The following is a 15,466-nucleotide window of genomic DNA, read 5'->3' on the forward strand; positions in this document are numbered from 1 at the left end:
GGTCTGGTGGTGCTGAGCACGTAACGTCCGCCACACCGCCCGCGCAGCGGTCAGGCGGGACGGGTCAGGCGGTCCGCGCCCGAGAGGATCGCGGAGGCCAGGGCCTCCGCCGCCGGGGAGCCGCGCCCGCCGCGCACCAGCGCGAACTCCACCGGCCCGAGGTCCGGCAGCCCCGCCACCTTGGCCAGCCCCGGCGGGATGAGCCCCCGGGTGTGCGCCATCACGCCGAGCCCTGCCCGGGCCGCCGCGACCAGCCCGCTCAGGCTGCCGCTCGTACAGGCGATCCGCCAGCCGCGCCCCTCCCGCTCCAGCACCTCCAGGGCCCGGGCCCGGGTGATCCCCGGTGGCGGGAAGACGATCAGCGGGACGGGCCGTTCCGGATCCACCCGCAGCCCCTCCGCCCCGATCCACACCATCCGGTCCCGCCACACCAGCCGGCCCCGCTCGTCCCCCGGCCCGCGCCGCTTGGCCAGGACGAGGTCGAGCCGCCCCTCGTCGAGCCGTTCGTGCAGGGTCCCGGACAGCTCGACCGACAGCTCCAGGTCCACCTCGGGGTGCTCGTGGCGGAAGCCCTCCAGGATCTCCGGCAGCCGGGTCAGCACGAAATCCTCCGAGGCCCCGAACCGCAGCCGCCCGCGGAGCCGCGTCCCGGTGAAGTAGGCCGCCGCCCGCTCGTGGGCCTCCAGGATGGTCCGGGCGAAGCCCAGCAGCGCCTCGCCGTCCTCCGTCAGCTCCACGCTGTGCGTGTCCCGCAGGAAGAGCGGCCGGCCCGTCGCCTCCTCCAGCCTGCGTACGTGCTGGCTGACCGTGGACTGCCGCACGCCCAGCCGGCCCGCGGCCTGCGTGAAGCTGAGCGTCTGGGCCACGGTGAGGAACGTGCGCAGCTGGACCGGGTCGTACATGGCTCCCATGACTCCCATGGTGGCACCGTCATCACGGAACGAGATGACAGTCAGTGCGGTGTGCGGGTTTCCCGATCACCGTCCCACCCGTGACGATGAGGGGGCCCCAGACGTACCAGCCGCCGACCGGAAAGCCCCGTACATGCGCCGCCCGCAGATACCCGCCTGGCTGCCCCTGGACCCGTGGATCCTGGCCCTGCTCGCCACCGTCGGACTCGCCGCACTGCTCCCGGCCCGCGGCCCGGCCGCCTCCGTCGCCGAGGGCGCGGCCACCGGCGCCGTGGCCCTGCTCTTCTTCCTCTACGGCGCCCGGCTCTCCACCCGCGAGGCGCTCGACGGCCTGCGCCACTGGCGGCTCCACCTCACCGTGCTGGCCTGCACTTTCGTGCTCTTCCCGTTGGTCGGCCTGGCCGCCCGCGGCCTCGTCCCCACCCTCCTTTCGCCCCCGCTCTACAGCGGACTGCTCTTCCTCTGCCTGGTCCCCTCGACCATCCAGTCCTCGATCGCCTTCACCTCGATAGCCCGCGGCAACGTGCCCGCCGCGATCTGCGCGGGCTCCTTCTCCAGCCTCGCCGGCATCGTCTTGACCCCGCTCCTCGCCGCCGGTCTGCTGGGCGCGAGCGCGGGCGGTTTCTCCGCCGGCTCCCTCCTCAAGATCGTCCTCCAGCTCCTGCTGCCGTTCCTGCTGGGGCAGGCCCTGCGCCGCTGGGTCGGCGGCTTCCTGGTCCGGAACAAGAGGGTCCTCGGGTACGTCGACCGCGGCTCGATCCTGCTCGTCGTGTACACCGCCTTCGGCGCGGGCATGGTCGCCGGGGTCTGGCACCAGGTCAGCGCCGCCCGGCTGGGCGCGCTGGTGGCGGTGGAGGCCGTACTGCTGGCCGTCATGCTGCTGGCCAGCTGGTACGGGGCGAAGCGGCTCGGGTTCGGCCGGGCGGACCGGATCGCGATCCAGTTCGCGGGGTCGAAGAAGAGCCTCGCGGCCGGACTGCCCATGGCCAGCGTGCTGTTCGGGGCGCAGGCGAGCCTCGCCGTGCTGCCGCTGATGCTGTTCCACCAGATGCAGCTGATGGTGTGCGCGGTGCTGGCGCGCCGGCGGGCCCGGGACGCCGTGCCGGAGGCGGGCGCCGAACTGCCCGCCGGCCATGTGGTGGAGGTCTCGTCGGCGCTCCAACACCCCGCGCCGCAGGCCCGGTAACGTGCGTCGGTGACCTGGATACGCCCGCTCGCCGCCCACGCCGAACGCCCCTGCACCCTGGTGGTGTGCCGCGGCTGCTGCTGCGGTGACCCGCGCAAGAACCCCGGCTCGGACCACGCCGGCCAGCTGGCCCGGCTGCGGGAGGCCGCGGCGGCGTCGGAGGGCCGGCTGGCCGTCCGTACGAGCGACTGCCTCGGGCCGTGCGCGCAGGCCAACGTGATCGTGGTGCAGCCCACCACCGAGGCGCGCCGCCGGGGCGCCCGGGCGGCCTGGTTCGGCTGGGCGCTGGACGACACGGCGACCGACGAGGTCATCGCGTGGGCGCAGTCCGGCGGTCCGGGCGTCACGCCGGTCCCGGCGACCCTGGACCTCCACCGCATCGACCCGCCGAAGTCCGGGTCCGAGTCCGGGTCCGGGTCCGGGTCCGGGTCCGGGACGAAGGCCAAGGGCCGCACGCGCCGGAGGCGCTGAGCCGCGGCGGGCGGACCGCTACAGCGTGATCCGGTCCTCTCCCGCGTAGATGTTCATGTTGGGCCCGCGCAGGAAGCCGACCAGCGTCAGGTCCGACTCCAGGGCCAGGTCCACGGCCAGCGAGGACGGGGCCGAGACGGCGGCCAGGACCGGTAGGCCCGCCATCACGGCCTTCTGCGCCAGCTCGAACGAGGCGCGACCCGACACCAGCAGGACCGCGCCCTCCAGCGGCAGGCGCCCCGCCTGGAGCGCCCGGCCGACGATCTTGTCCACGGCGTTGTGCCGGCCGACGTCCTCGCGTACGTCCAGCAGCTGGCCGTCCGGCGAGAACAGCCCCGCCGCGTGCAGCCCGCCGGTGCTGTCGAACACCTTCTGCGCCGCGCGGAGCCGCTCGGGCAGCTCGGCGAGGAGCCGCGCGGGAATCCGCAGGGTGTCGTCGGCCGCGCTCCGCCGGATCGGGAACCGGGTCGCCGTGCGCACCGCGTCCAGGCTGGCCTTTCCGCAGAGCCCGCAGGAGGAGGTGGTGTAGACGTTGCGTTCGAGCGTGATGTCGGGCACCGGGACCCCGGGGGCGAGCTGCACGTTGACCACGTTGTAGGTGTTGGAGCCGTCCTCGGCGGCCCCCTCGCAGTAGGTCACCGCCCGTACGTCCGAGGCGGAGCCGAGCACGCCTTCGCTCACCAGGAAGCCCACGGCCAGCGCGAAATCGTCGCCGGGGGTGCGCATCGTGATGGCCAGCGGCTTGCCGTTCAGCCGTATCTCCAGCGGCTCCTCGGCGACCAGCGTGTCGGGGCGGACCCCGGCCGCCCCGTTCCGTACCCGAATGACGCGACGGCGCTCGGTGACCCGTCCCATGGTGATCAGCCCGCCCGTTCTGTCTGTCCTCGTCGCGCACTCCGTCGTGCGGCTGACGAGCCCATTCTCGCGGATCGCCGCCGCACGGCGCTCCCGGCAGGAAGATCCTCCGGAATCTCCAAATTAAGGGGCGGTAATCCTGTTGGGTCACGTGCACCTGTACCCACCGGTAGCAGGTCAAGCTGGGTGATCCTGACTTCCGCAGCAAGGGGGAACCCCGCCCATGACCGGTTCACGCGTGGTGGCGCTAGGGCACTACCAGCCCGCGAAAGTGATCACCAACGAGGACCTCGCGGCGATGGTCGACACCAACGACGAGTGGATCCGCTCCCGGGTCGGCATCAAGACCCGGCACATGGCGGGCCCCGACGAACCGGTGGACGAACTGGCCTTCCACGCCGCGGGCAAAGCCCTGGCCGGCGCCGGCCTGACCCCCGACGACATCGACCTCGTCCTGGTGGCCACCTCCACCGCGATCGACCGTTCGCCCAACATGGCCGCCCGTGTCGCGGCCAAGCTGGGCATGGGCGGCAGTCCGGCCGTCATGGACCTCAACGTCGTCTGCTCGGGCTTCACCCACGCCCTGGCCACCGCCGACCACGCGATCCGGGCCGGTTCGGCCGGCCGCGCCCTGGTCATCGGTGCCGACAAGATGACCGAGATCACCGACTGGACCGACCGCACCACCTGCGTGCTGACCGGCGACGGCGCGGGCGCGGCCGTGGTCGAGGCCTGCGAGGATCCGGGCATCGGCCCGGTCCTGTGGGGTTCGGTCCCGGAGATGGGCCACGCGGTGCGCATCGAGGGCTCCCCGCCCGTCTTCGCCCAGGAGGGCCAGTCCGTCTACCGCTGGACCACCAGCCAGCTCCCGGCGCTCGCGCGCAAGGTGTGCGAGAAGGCCGGGATCGCTCCCGAGGAGCTGGCCGCCGTCGTCCTGCACCAGGCGAACCTGCGGATCATCGAGCCGCTCGCAGCCAGGATCGGCGCCGTGAACGCGGTCGTCGCCCGCGACGTCGTGGACTCCGGCAACACCTCGGCCGCGAGCATCCCGATGGCGCTGTCGAAGCTGGTCCAGCGCGGGGAGATCCCCACCGGCGCCCCGGTCCTCCTCTTCGGCTTCGGCGGCAACCTCTCGTACGCGGGTCAGGTCATCCGCTGCCCGTAGGCCGTGTCCTCCCGGACACGGCCTCCACCCGCGCAGTCCGGGCTCCAGCGGAGCTCGGCTCCCAGCGCGCCCAGGAGCACGACGACCAGCGCCACCAGCTGCCAGAGTCCGGCGGTGCCCGTGCCGACGGGCACCGTCGCCAGGACGAGCACGAGCGCCGCCGCCCGGAACCGGGCCGGGCCGATCCCCAGGACGGCCCGGAAGGCCAGGTCCCCGGCCAGATAGACGGCGACCCCGCCGGCGAGGGCGAGCGCCGGGCCCGTGTGCAGGTGCTCACCCAGGTGCCCGATGGTCTTCTTGACGCCCGCCGCGAAGGCGGCGATCCCGAGCAGCATGGGCAGGAAGGCGTAGTAGTAGGCGAGCATCGCCAGCTTGAAGCGCTTTTCCGGGGCGGTCGCGGCGAAGACCTCCTCGGCCCGGCCCTCGTCGCGCACGAAGTACATCCACCACAGCGCCGACGCGACGGCGAGCGCGAGGAAGGCGCCCCCCGCGATCCCCGCGGACAGCGGCAGTGAGCCCGTCCCGATGCCGATCGCGATGACGGACTCCCCGAAGACGATGATGAGCAGCAGCCCGTGCCGCTCCACGAGGTGCTCGGCGCTCATGCCGCCGAGCTGGTCGCTGACGGTCGTGACGGCCTCCTCGGTCTCCCCGCTCGCGGCCACCCGCTGCACCAGCTGCGGCACGGCGAACTGGATCAGCAGGGCCAGCATCCACAGCCCCCAGGCGGGCGGCCCGTCGAAGAACCCCGCGGCCAGCACCGACAGGGCGCACAGCAGGTTGGGCAGCGCGAACCAGAGCACCCCGGACCCGTGCGCCTGGGTGTACAGCGCGCTGTGCACGAGGACCACGCACACGTATCCCAGGCCGAAGGCGACCCCGCCGGCCCCGAAGGCGGTCGGCACCGCCAGCGCGCAGACCAGGAAGGCCCCCATGGCCAGGATCAGCAGCAGCCTGCGCACGGTCCGGTCGGGCGGCACCTGGTTGGTCAGGTGCGCGTAGCCCCCGTACATCCAGAACAGCACGGTGAAGATCACCAGCACCTGGCCGGCGCCCCGGAGGCTGATGTCGTCCGCGAGCAGCACCGTCAGCTGGGTGATGGTGAAGACGAAGACGAGGTCGAAGAAGAGCTCCAACGTGCTGACGCGGTGCGGTGTTTCCATGCGTGACTCCCCCTGGATGCGGACGTGCGGCGCTCATCCGACCGCCTCTGCGGCCCCGGTGTCCAGCGGGTATCGGCATCCGGGTGCCCTCGGGGGCGTACGACCTGAGACGTACGCGGATCCCGCCCGGCGGAAGGACGCGCGGCCGCCGGTCGGGGGCGCAGGATGAAGGCACGCCGTCCGCCGCCGAGGGAAGCGAAAGCCCCATGATCCGCAGGTCCGTCATCCTGACCATCGCCGCAGTCGTCTCGGCGGTGGGGCTCGCGGTCGTCGTCGCCCTCCCGGCCGCGGCGGACTGGTACGGGAACCGCCACCAGGAGTCGGACGCGTTCGCGACGGGGGCCGAGGCGAAGTCGGCCCGGGCCTCGGTGCCGCGCTGGCTGGCGGACGAGGCGGAGTCGGTGCGGTACGCGATGCGGACGACCGGCGGCGACCGGCTGCTGAAGGCGACCCTGCCGGACGAGCGGCTCCCGGTGGCGTGCACGACGGAGCCGCGGCCGCAGCCACAGGGGGTCGCGCTCAAGGAGGACTGGTTCCCGAAGGACGCCCGGGGGAAGGCCACCGCGCGCTGCGGGCTCTACTACGCCTACATGGACGGCACGACCCTCTACGCATGGCAGGACCACGACGACTGGCTGAGGGCCGAGCGCGCCGAACCGGCCCGCTGACGCGCGAGACGTGGGGTCTCGCCGACACCCCGGGGACATGCGTGCAGGTCAGCGAGCGGCCCGGGTCGAAATACCTGGTCGGAGGCGCGCCGATCCTTTGCTATTGTTGTCCTTGTCGCCGCGGGAAACCGGGGCCGACCACCTGGTCCGGGTGGCGGAATGGCAGACGCGCTAGCTTGAGGTGCTAGTGCCCTTTATCGGGCGTGGGGGTTCAAGTCCCCCCTCGGACACCAGCGGGAACCCCACTTCGGTGGGGTTCTTTTGCGTTTCCGGCTCCTGTTCGCGGGGGCCGATCCGGCGGTACGGCATCATGGGCGCACGGGGTCGGAGGGGAAACAACGTGTCGCACGACGGGCCGGGCAGCAGCATCGTGATCGCCGGGCGGTACCGACTGGAGAAGCGGTTGGGCCGGGGCGGCATGGGGACCGTCTGGCAGGCCTCAGACGAGCTCCTCGGACGTCCCGTCGCCGTCAAGGAACTCCATGTCGACGGGGGAACGGAGACCAAGGGCGCTCTGCGGGAGGCCCGGACCGTCGCGCAGGTCAGGCATCCGCACGTGGTGGTGGTGCACGATGTCGTGGAGCACGACGGGCGCCCCCACATCGTCATGGAACTCGTCGAGGGCGGCTCGCTGGCCGACCGGCTCGGCGCCGAGGGGCCGCTGGGCCCCGCCGAGACCGCGCGGACGGGGCTGGCCCTGCTCGGCGCCCTGCGCGCGGCGCACGCCCGCGGGGTACTGCACCGGGACGTCAAGCCGGCCAACGTGCTCCTGGAGGCGGGCACCGGGCGGGTGGTCCTCACCGACTTCGGCATCGCGAGCATCGCCGGCTCCACCACCGTCAGCGAGACCGGCGCGTTCGTCGGCTCGCCCGAGTACACCTCGCCCGAGCGCATGCGGGGAGGCGCCGCCGGACCCGAGTCCGATCTGTGGTCGCTCGGCGTCCTGCTGTGCACGGCGCTCAGCGGTAAGTCGCCGTTCCACCGCGATTCGCTCGGCGGGGTCCTGCACGCCGTCGTGTTCGCCGAGTTCCGGCCGCCGGCGCAGGCCGGGCCGCTGGCCCCGGTCATCCGCGGCCTGCTGGACCGCGTCCCGGAGCGGCGGATGGACGCGGCGGAGGCCGAGCGGCTGCTGTCGGCGTACGTGAGCACCGGTACGGTCCCCGCCGTGCCCGACCGGGTTCCCGCGCCGGACCGGGTTCCCGCGCCGGACCCGGAGCCCGCTCCCGCGACCGGAGCCGCGACCGGGAACGCGGGTGCGGGCGCGAGCACGGGCGGAGCCGGCGGCGGGGTCGGCGGCGCGGTCGGCCACTCCCCCACCGAGCACGTCGCACAGCCGTCCGCTCCGGCGCGCCGGAGCCGGCCGGCCCTGCGGGCGGGGCTGATCGCGGCGCTGTTCGCCGCCGCGGTCGCCGGGGCCGTGGCCGTCACCACGCAGCTCGGCGAGCGGTCGGCGGACGGCGCGCGGCAGGCGCCGCAGGCCGCCGCGTCCGTTTCGAGCCGGGCCACCGCCCCTTCCGCCTCCCCCGCCGATGCGAAGCCCGGCCGTACCGCGTCGGCGCCCGCCCCCGCGGCCGCCAAGCCCGCGCCCGCCGGGTACCGGTCGGTGTCCGACGCCGAGGGCTTCAGCCTCGCCGTACCGGACGGCTTCCAGCGCAGCACCGACGACCAGCGCGTCTTCTACGTGTCCCCGGACGGGGCCTTCCGCATCGGTGTCAAGGCGAAGCCCGCGGGGTCCGAGGGACCGGTCACCGTCATGCGGCTCTCGCACGCGAGCGGCCCGGCCACCAACCCGGGCTACCGCGACGGCACGGTCGTACCGACCACGCACAACGGACTGCCCGCCGCCCTGTGGGAGTTCACCTGGGACGGCTTCACCGCCGCCGAAGGCGCCCGGCACACCTTCGACGTCTGCTGGCAGGAGAACGGGCACATGTACGACCTCTGGGTGTCCGCGCCCACCAGCCGGCTCGCGGAGGCGCGCAGCCACTTCGACGCCGCGCTGGACTCCTTCGCACCGGGGGGCTAGGAAGCGCCGTCCGGCCGCCCCGGACCACCCGGTGCGCACGCCGCCCCGTCCCGCCCCCGCGCGGGATCGGGGCGGCGTTCGGCGTTTCCGGGGCCGTGGACCGGGGAGTTTCCCTTCCGCCGGGCCTCCGTGACTGCCTGGGGAGGTCTTGTGGAGGTCTTCGCTCGGTGATCAACCCCCGTGAGGTGTGGGGTAGCGTCGCCGCGCTGCGCGGAGAGGAGCGGGGCATGCGCGAGATCACCGTCCCACCAGTCGTTGTTGCGGCGCCCGTCGGCGGGCTCGCCGACGCCGTGTTCCACCATGCCCAGGAGGACCCCGGCCGGGTGGTGCTGGGCCGCAAGGCCGACGGGGTCTGGCGGGACGTGACCTCCGGCGAGCTGGCCGACGAGGTGCTCGCGCTGGCGAAGGGGCTGCTGGCCCAGGGGGTCCGGTTCGGGGAGCGGGTCGCCGTCATGTCCCGGACCCGGTACGAGTGGACCCTGTTCGACTTCGCCCTGTGGGCGATCGGCGCCCAGCCCGTGCCGGTCTACCCGACCTCCTCCGTCGAGCAGGTGCACTGGATCCTCCAGGACTCCGACTGCACCGCCTGCGTCGTCGAGGACGAGGACCAGGCCATGACCGTCGGCTCCGTCATCGAGCGCCTGCCGCACCTGCGGCGGCTGTGGCAGCTCGACGCCGGGGCAGTCGACGCGCTCGTCGCGGACGGCCGCGGGGTCGCCGAGGACCTGGTGCACCGGCACCGGGCGGCGGTGACGCCCGACGCCGTCGCCACGGTCATCTACACCTCGGGTACCACCGGGCGCCCCAAGGGGTGCGTGCTCACGCACGGCAATTTCATGTACGAGGCCGACACGATGGTGGCCCGCTGGGAGTCGGTCTTCCGGGCAGGGCCCGGGGAGCAGCCCTCCACCCTGCTGTTCCTGCCGCTGGCCCACGTCTTCGGGCGGATGGTGGAGGTGGCGGCCGTACGGGCGCGGGTGAAGCTGGGCCACCAGCCGGTGCTGGCGGCCGCCGAGTTGCTGCCGGACCTCGCCGCGTTCCGGCCGACGTTCGTGCTGGGGGTCCCGTACGTCTTCGAGAAGGTCTTCGCGGCGGCCCGCCGCAAGGCGGAGGCGGAAGGCCGTACGGGCCCTTTCGACCGGGCGGTCGAGACGGCCGTGCGGTACGCGGAGGCGCGCGAGCAGAAGGCGTTCGGGACCGGGCCGGGCCCTTCGGCGGGGCTGCGCATGGAGCACCAGCTCTTCGAGAAGCTGGTGTACGGGAAGGTCCGCGAGGCGATGGGCGGCCGGGTGCGGCACGCCATGTCGGGCGGGTCGGCGATGTCTCGCCGCCTCGGGCTGTTCTTCGACGGGGCCGGGATCACGGTGTTCGAGGGCTACGGCCTGACCGAGTCCTGCGCGGCGGCCACCGCGAACCCGCCGGGCGCGACGAAGTACGGCACGGTGGGCCGGCCGATCCCGGGCAGCAGCGTGCACATCGCCGAGGACGGGGAGGTGTGGCTGTACGGGAACCACGTGTTCTCCGGGTACCTGAACGACCCTCGCTCCACGGACGCGGTGCTGCGCGACGGCTGGCTGGCGACGGGGGACCTGGGGCGCCTCGACGAGGACGGGTACCTCACGATCACCGGGCGCAAGAAGGAGATCCTGGTGACGTCCAACGGCAAGAGCGTCTCCCCGACCGCCCTGGAGGAGCGGGTGCGCTCGCATCCGCTGGTCGCGCAGTGCGTGCTGGTCGGCAACGACCGGCCCTACGTGGCCGCCCTGCTCACGCTGGACATGGAGGGGATCGCGCACTGGCTGTCGATGCGCGGGCGCCCGCAGATGCCGGCGGCGCACCTGGTCCACGACCCGGATCTGACGGCGGAGGTGCGGCGGGCGGTGGTGGCGGCGAACACGCTGGTCTCGCAGGCCGAGGCGATCCGCACCTTCCGGGTGCTGGCGGAGCAGTTCACGGAGGAACGGGGGCTGCTGACGCCCTCGCTGAAGCTCAAGCGGCGGGCGATCGAGAAGGCGTACGCGCAGGAGGTGGCGGCCCTCTACCAGCCCTGACGGGTCGCTCCGGCGGTATCTGACACTCCGTCATTTGACCATGCCGATCGTATTGACGAGTCGTCAGGTCACGCACAGAATGCGGGGATTCCGACCGGAGGGGATCCCACACATGCTGCGACCGATCCGCACCCTGGCCGCCGCGGCGGCTGCGCTCGCGCTCGTCTCCGCCTGCAACTCCGCCTCCGACGGCCCCTCCGCCGGCTCCTCCCCCGCCAAGCCCGGGGCAGCCGGGAACTCCCGCGGGGTGAGCGCCGACTCGATCAAGGTCGGCGGGATCGTCTCGATGACCTCCGCCAGCGGCTACAGCAAGAAGGACACCGACCTCGGCGCGAAGGCCCGGTACATGAGGGCCAACGCCGAGGGCGGGATCAACGGGCGCAAGATCGACTACCTGGGCGCGGAGGACGACGGGCAGGACCCCGCCAAGAACATGGCCGCCGCCCGCAAGCTGGTCCAGCAGGACAAGGTCTTCGCGGTCGCCCCGATGAGCTCGGTCACCTTCTCCGGCGCCGACTTCCTGGAGCAGGAGAAGGTGCCGACCTTCGGCTGGGGCACCCTGCCCTCCTTCTGCGGGCCCAAGTACGTCTACGGGTTCAACGGCTGCCTGGTCCCCTCCCCCGGCGGCACCCTCAACCAGACCTGGCCCGAGGGGATCGGCCAACTCCTCGGCGGCGCCCGGGGCAAGTCGGTCGCGGTGATCGCCAACGACAGCGACGCCGGGAAGTTCGGCATCCGCACCTTCCAGCAGGGCTTCGCGGCCGCCGGGTTCAAGGTCGCCTACGCCAAGGCCTCCGTACCGGCGACGGCGGTGCCCAGCGACTGGTCGGCGTACGTGAAGGAGATCCTGGAGAGCAACGACGGCAAGGCGCCCGACGCCGTGGTCTCGGTCATGCAGACCCCGAACAACATCGGCCTGTTCACCGCGCTCAAGCGCAGCGGCTACCAGGGGCTGCTCTCCGACCCGACCGACTACGACCCCGGGCTGCTCACCAAGGACGCCACCAAGCAGGCCCTCGAAGGGGTGCACGTGCTGCTGCAGTTCCAGCCGTTCGAGTCGGCGGACCCGAAGATGGCCCAGTTCAAGGCCGACGTCAAGGCGGCCGCCGGCGGGAAGGACGTCCCCTTGAGCATGCACACGCTCACCGGGTACATGTCGGCGGACCTGTTCGTCTCCATCGCGCAGAAGGCGGGCAAGGAGCTGACCGTCGAGTCCTTCCAGGCCGCCGCGCAGGGCTTCTCCGACACCGGCACGCTCGTCGGCGACCGTTCGGAGCCCAAGGGGCAGAAGGACAGCTTCGGCTGCGGGGCGCTCGTCCAGCTGCGCGGCGGGGCGTACGAGGTCTCCGTACCCTTCTCGTGCCGTCAGCCCATCCCCTTCAAGTAGGCGGCCCCGGATGGGAGATCTGCTCGTCTTCGTGCTGAGCGGTCTGGTCTCCGGCGCCCTGTACGCACTGCTGGCCACCGGGCTGGTGCTGTCGTACTCGGCGTCCGGGCTGTTCAACTTCGCGCACGGGGCCACCGCCTACCTGTGCGCGCTGACCTTCTACGAGCTGCACTCCGGGCTGGGCTGGCCCGCCGTGCCGGCCGCCCTGCTGGTGGTGTGCGTACTGGCCCCCGGGCTCGGGTGGGGGCTGGACCGGCTGATGTTCCGGCGGCTCGCGCGGGTCGGCGAGACGGCGCAGATCGTGGCCACGATCGGACTGCTGGTGGCCCTGCCCGCGGCCGGGCTGTGGGCCGTGGAGCTGCTGGGGGACGCGGGCGCGCCGGTGAAGCCCGCGGAGAACCAGTTCGGGCTGGCGGGGGTGGGGCCGAGCCCGGCGCGCAGCTGGCAGCTGTTCGACGGGGTGGGCGTCGACTCCGACCAGCTGATCACGTGGGCGGTGACGGCGGTGGTGGCGGCGGGGCTGTGGGTGCTGATGCGGCACACACGGCTGGGCCTGCGGCTGCGGGCGGCCGTCGACAACCGGTCGCTGACCGAGCTGCGCGGGATCAGCGCCGACCGGCTGTCGTCGGTGGCCTGGATGATCTCGTCCGCGCTGGCGGGGCTGGCGGGGGTGCTGGCGACGCCGCTGCTGGGGCTGTCGGCTCACGACTTCACCCTGTTCCTGTTCGTCTCGGCCACGGCGGCGGTGATCGGGCGGTTCGCTTCGGTGCCGCTCGCCTTCGCGGGCGGGCTGGGACTGGGCGTGCTGCAGAACCTGGTGGCCGGGTACGCCGCGTTCGCCGAGGGGATCACCGGCTTCCGGACGGCGGTGCCGTTCCTGATCCTGTTCGGCGGGCTGCTGGTACTGGCCCGGCGGGGGCGGACGGCGGGCACCGCGGCGGGGGACGCGGCGGGGGACGCGGACGCCGCCGCGCCGGACCATCCGGCGGGTGCCTCGTGGGCGCGGCGGTGGGGGGTGTGGGCGGTGGCCGCCGGGGCGCTGGCCGTGGCGTTCTACACCGTGACGACCCCGTTCTGGAGCGGCCTGCTCGCCCAAGGGCTGGCCATCGGGCTGGTGTTCATGTCCTTCACGGTGGTGACCGGGCTCGGGGCGATGGTCTCGCTGGCGCAGGGCACCTTCGTGACGGGGGCCGCGCTGGTGGCGGGGCTGCTGATGAGCCGGGGCTGGCCGTTCGTGGCGGCGCTGGCGGTGGGCACGTGCGTGGCGGCGGTGCTGGGGGCGCTGGTCGCGCTGCCGGCGCTGCGGCTCGGCGGGCGGACGCTGGCCCTGGCGACGCTGGCGCTGGCGTTCCTGGCCGACCAGGTGCTGTTCCAGATGCGGTGGCTGCGCAACGGGGACTCGGGCTGGTCCGTCCCGCGGCCGGTGTTCGGACCGGTGGACCTCGGCGACGACCGGGCGCTGGGGGTGGCGCTGGTGGTGCTCGTCGCGGTGTGCGCGGCCGCCCTGAGCGCGCTGCGGAACTCGCCGTCGGGGCGGGCGATGCTGGCCGTACGGTCGGCGCCGGCGGCCGCGATGGCCTCGGGGGTGTCCGTCCTGCGGACCAAGCTGCTGCTGTTCACGGTGTCGGCGGGGCTGGCGGGGTTCGGTGGCGTGCTGCTCGCCTCGTACAACACCCGGATCACGGCGACGGACTTCACCGCCATGACGGGGCTGGTGTGGCTCGCGGTGGTGGTGGCCGCGGGGGTCCGGCGGCCGCAGTACGCGGTGGTGGCGGGGTTGGTCTTCGCGGTGGCCCCGCGGGTCCTGTCGGACTACGTGACGCAGTCCGCGCACCTGCCGGTGATCCTGTTCGGCCTGGCGGGGTTGGCCTTGGCCAACGATCCGGACGGGTACTGCGCGGCGGTTCCGGTCCGCCTGGCGAAGCGCCGGGCCACGGCCGGGCCGGGTGGCGGGGGACCCGACGCCGGGCCGGGTGGCGGGGGACCCGACGCCGGGCCGGCCGGTTCGGCCCCGCCGGCGCCCGGGGCGCGGGTCCGGGCGGAGCCCGGGACGAGGCGGGGCGACGGGGTGGGCGAAAGCCCTGCGGGGGCCGCCCTGGAGCTGCGCGACGTCACCGCGGGGTACGGCGGCGGGCTCGTCCTGCACGGGGTCGATCTCGCCGTCCGGCAGGGGGAGATCCTCGTCGTGCTCGGGCCGAACGGGGCCGGCAAGAGCACCGCCTGCCGGGTCGCCGCCGGGTCGGTCGCGGCCTCGGGCGGGAGCGTCCTCGTACACGGGCGGGACATGACCCGTGACGGTCCGGTGCGGCGGGCCCGGAGCGGGGTGCTGCTCGCGCCCGAGGGGCGGGGGATCTTCCCCGCGCTGACCGTCGAGGAGAACCTCGCGCTGTACCTCCGCGCGGCGGACGCGCGGGCCGCCGTCTACCACCGCTTCCCCCGGCTCGCCGAGCGCCGCGGGGTGGCCGCCGGATCCCTGTCCGGCGGGGAGCAGCAGATGCTGGCCCTCGCTCCGCTGCTCCAGCGCCCGCCCGGGGTGCTGATCGCCGACGAGCCTTCGATGGGGCTGGCGCCACGCGTGGTGGAGGAGGTGTACGCGCTGCTCACCGAGCTCCGCGACGCCGGGACCGCGCTGCTGCTGGTCGAGGAGAAGGCCGCCGGGATCCTCGGGGTCGCCGACACCGTCGCGTACCTCTCCCGGGGCCGGGTCACCTGGTGCGGGCCGCGCGCCGAGGTGGAGGCCGACCGGCTCACCGCGGCCTACCTGGGGAGGGCCACATGACGGCGCGGCCGTACGTGCTGGAGGGCTCCGGCATCAGCGTCCGCTTCGGCGGCGTGCAGGCGCTGACCGGGGTGGACCTCGGGGTCCGGGCCGGGGAGGTGTGCGGGCTGATCGGACCGAACGGGGCGGGGAAGACCACCCTGTTCGACGTGCTGTCCGGGATCCGGCGGCCCGACCGGGGGCGGATGCTGCTCGACGGGGTGGACATCACCCGCCGCTCCCCGGTCTGGCGGGCCCGCCACGGGATGCGCCGGACGTTCCAGCGGCAGCAGTTGTTCGGTCGGCTCAGCGTGGCCGAGAACCTGCTGGTCGCGCAGGAGTGGCGCGGCGGCGGGGGCGGGTTCGCCGCCGACCTCGTGGGCTCCCCGGCGCGCCGCCGCCGCGAGCGGGAGCGGCGCGAGCGCGCCGAGCGGGTGCTCGCCGCCTGCGGGATCGGCGCGCTGGGGGCCTCGTACGCGGGCGGGCTGCCGGTCGGTCAGGCCCGCATGGCCGAGCTGGCCCGGGCGGTGGCCGATCCGCCGCGCGTACTGCTGCTGGACGAGCCCGCGTCGGGTCTGTCGGCGCCCGAGCGGGAGCGGCTCGCGGCGGTCGTGCGCCGGCTGGCCGAGGAGGAGAGCTGCGCGGTGCTGCTGGTGGAGCACGACGTGGCCTTCGTGATGGACCTCTGCACGCGGGTGGTGGTCCTGGACCTCGGCACGGTCCTGGCCGAGGGCGCGCCCGCCGCCATCCGGGCGGATCCGCGCGTGCGGGAGGCCTATCTGGGGGTGTCCTGACGGTGTGTCCGGTCCGGGTGGGCCGCCCTGG

12 protein-coding genes and 1 tRNA gene are annotated in these 15,466 nt (G+C 73.8%); 10 read left to right on the forward strand and 3 right to left on the reverse strand.

The genetic code is table 11. The features are described from left to right. Positions 1-50 precede the first annotated feature (50 nt). The gene (locus ACFYXV_RS08315; RefSeq protein WP_385463312.1) at positions 51-902 is read right to left on the reverse strand and encodes a LysR family transcriptional regulator; all 852 of its coding nucleotides are present in this window, start codon (positions 900-902) and stop codon (positions 51-53) included. Between the two features lie 142 nt (positions 903-1,044). On the opposite strand from ACFYXV_RS08315, the gene ACFYXV_RS08320 reads away from it, so the two are divergent. Both ACFYXV_RS08320 and ACFYXV_RS08325 read left to right on the forward strand, forming a co-directional pair. After that, positions 1,045-2,097 carry a bile acid:sodium symporter family protein gene (locus ACFYXV_RS08320; protein ID WP_385463142.1) on the forward strand — a complete coding sequence of 351 codons (1,053 nt, stop codon included), beginning with the start codon at positions 1,045-1,047 and terminating at the stop codon, positions 2,095-2,097. Positions 2,098-2,106: 9 nt separating this feature from the next. After that, positions 2,107-2,568, forward strand: a complete 462-nt coding sequence (locus ACFYXV_RS08325; RefSeq protein WP_389382356.1) for a (2Fe-2S) ferredoxin domain-containing protein — start codon at positions 2,107-2,109, stop codon at positions 2,566-2,568. Positions 2,569-2,586: 18 nt separating this feature from the next. On the opposite strand, the gene fdhD is transcribed toward ACFYXV_RS08325, so the two are convergent. After that, complete coding sequence (gene fdhD, locus ACFYXV_RS08330) at positions 2,587-3,423, reverse strand: formate dehydrogenase accessory sulfurtransferase FdhD (protein WP_389382357.1); 837 nt, start codon at positions 3,421-3,423, stop codon at positions 2,587-2,589. 223 nt (positions 3,424-3,646) lie between these two features. On the opposite strand from fdhD, the gene ACFYXV_RS08335 reads away from it, so the two are divergent. Next, on the forward strand, positions 3,647-4,588 hold the full coding sequence (locus tag ACFYXV_RS08335; protein ID WP_383338348.1) for a beta-ketoacyl-ACP synthase III: 942 nt from the start codon (positions 3,647-3,649) through the stop codon (positions 4,586-4,588). On the opposite strand, the gene ACFYXV_RS08340 is transcribed toward ACFYXV_RS08335, so the two are convergent. Then, a complete protein-coding gene (locus ACFYXV_RS08340; RefSeq protein ID WP_385463151.1) occupies positions 4,567-5,751 on the reverse strand; it encodes a low temperature requirement protein A in 1,185 nt (394 codons plus the stop codon). The two genes, ACFYXV_RS08335 and ACFYXV_RS08340, sit on opposite strands and share 22 nt — an antisense overlap. Positions 5,752-5,957: 206 nt before the next feature. On the opposite strand from ACFYXV_RS08340, the gene ACFYXV_RS08345 reads away from it, so the two are divergent. The 7 genes from ACFYXV_RS08345 to ACFYXV_RS08375 all read left to right on the forward strand — a co-directional run bounded on the left by ACFYXV_RS08345 (position 5,958) and on the right by ACFYXV_RS08375 (position 15,435). Continuing rightward, complete coding sequence (locus ACFYXV_RS08345; RefSeq protein WP_389382358.1) at positions 5,958-6,419, forward strand: hypothetical protein; 462 nt, start codon at positions 5,958-5,960, stop codon at positions 6,417-6,419. A gap of 145 nt (positions 6,420-6,564) precedes the next feature. Continuing rightward, a tRNA-Leu gene (locus ACFYXV_RS08350) sits at positions 6,565-6,652 on the forward strand. 77 nt (positions 6,653-6,729) lie between these two features. Then, a complete protein-coding gene (locus ACFYXV_RS08355) occupies positions 6,730-8,445 on the forward strand; it encodes a protein kinase (protein WP_389382359.1) in 1,716 nt (571 codons plus the stop codon). Between the two features lie 227 nt (positions 8,446-8,672). Further along, entirely contained in the window at positions 8,673-10,496 is a 1,824-nt protein-coding gene (locus ACFYXV_RS08360; RefSeq protein ID WP_389382360.1) for an AMP-dependent synthetase/ligase, read from the forward strand. Between the two features lie 112 nt (positions 10,497-10,608). Beyond that, positions 10,609-11,883 carry an ABC transporter substrate-binding protein gene (locus ACFYXV_RS08365; protein WP_389382361.1) on the forward strand — a complete coding sequence of 425 codons (1,275 nt, stop codon included), beginning with the start codon at positions 10,609-10,611 and terminating at the stop codon, positions 11,881-11,883. A gap of 10 nt (positions 11,884-11,893) precedes the next feature. Then, a complete protein-coding gene (locus ACFYXV_RS08370) occupies positions 11,894-14,662 on the forward strand; it encodes an ATP-binding cassette domain-containing protein (protein WP_389382362.1) in 2,769 nt (922 codons plus the stop codon). Next, entirely contained in the window at positions 14,659-15,435 is a 777-nt protein-coding gene (locus ACFYXV_RS08375; RefSeq protein WP_389382363.1) for an ABC transporter ATP-binding protein, read from the forward strand. The genes ACFYXV_RS08370 and ACFYXV_RS08375 overlap by 4 nt, the downstream gene beginning before the upstream one ends. Positions 15,436-15,466 lie beyond the last annotated feature (31 nt).

It is taken from the genome of Streptomyces sp. NPDC002181, from assembly GCF_042890485.1.
Lineage (GTDB): Bacteria > Actinomycetota > Actinomycetes > Streptomycetales > Streptomycetaceae > Streptomyces.

What these genes read in the sequence shown, in the direction of transcription:
- ACFYXV_RS08320 (WP_385463142.1), top strand. Translation starts at nt 1,045, where the DNA reads ATGCGCCGCCCGCAGATACCCGCCTGGCTGCCCCTGGACCCGTGGATC.
- ACFYXV_RS08355 (WP_389382359.1), top strand. Translation starts at nt 6,730, where the DNA reads ATGGGCGCACGGGGTCGGAGGGGAAACAACGTGTCGCACGACGGGCCG.
- ACFYXV_RS08345 (WP_389382358.1), top strand. Translation starts at nt 5,958, where the DNA reads ATGATCCGCAGGTCCGTCATCCTGACCATCGCCGCAGTCGTCTCGGCG.
- ACFYXV_RS08365 (WP_389382361.1), top strand. Translation starts at nt 10,609, where the DNA reads ATGCTGCGACCGATCCGCACCCTGGCCGCCGCGGCGGCTGCGCTCGCG.
- ACFYXV_RS08360 (WP_389382360.1), top strand. Translation starts at nt 8,673, where the DNA reads ATGCGCGAGATCACCGTCCCACCAGTCGTTGTTGCGGCGCCCGTCGGC.
- fdhD (WP_389382357.1), bottom strand. Translation starts at nt 3,423, where the DNA reads ATGGGACGGGTCACCGAGCGCCGTCGCGTCATTCGGGTACGGAACGGG.
- ACFYXV_RS08370 (WP_389382362.1), top strand. Translation starts at nt 11,894, where the DNA reads ATGGGAGATCTGCTCGTCTTCGTGCTGAGCGGTCTGGTCTCCGGCGCC.
- ACFYXV_RS08340 (WP_385463151.1), bottom strand. Translation starts at nt 5,751, where the DNA reads ATGGAAACACCGCACCGCGTCAGCACGTTGGAGCTCTTCTTCGACCTC.
- ACFYXV_RS08315 (WP_385463312.1), bottom strand. Translation starts at nt 902, where the DNA reads ATGTACGACCCGGTCCAGCTGCGCACGTTCCTCACCGTGGCCCAGACG.
- ACFYXV_RS08335 (WP_383338348.1), top strand. Translation starts at nt 3,647, where the DNA reads ATGACCGGTTCACGCGTGGTGGCGCTAGGGCACTACCAGCCCGCGAAA.
- ACFYXV_RS08375 (WP_389382363.1), top strand. Translation starts at nt 14,659, where the DNA reads ATGACGGCGCGGCCGTACGTGCTGGAGGGCTCCGGCATCAGCGTCCGC.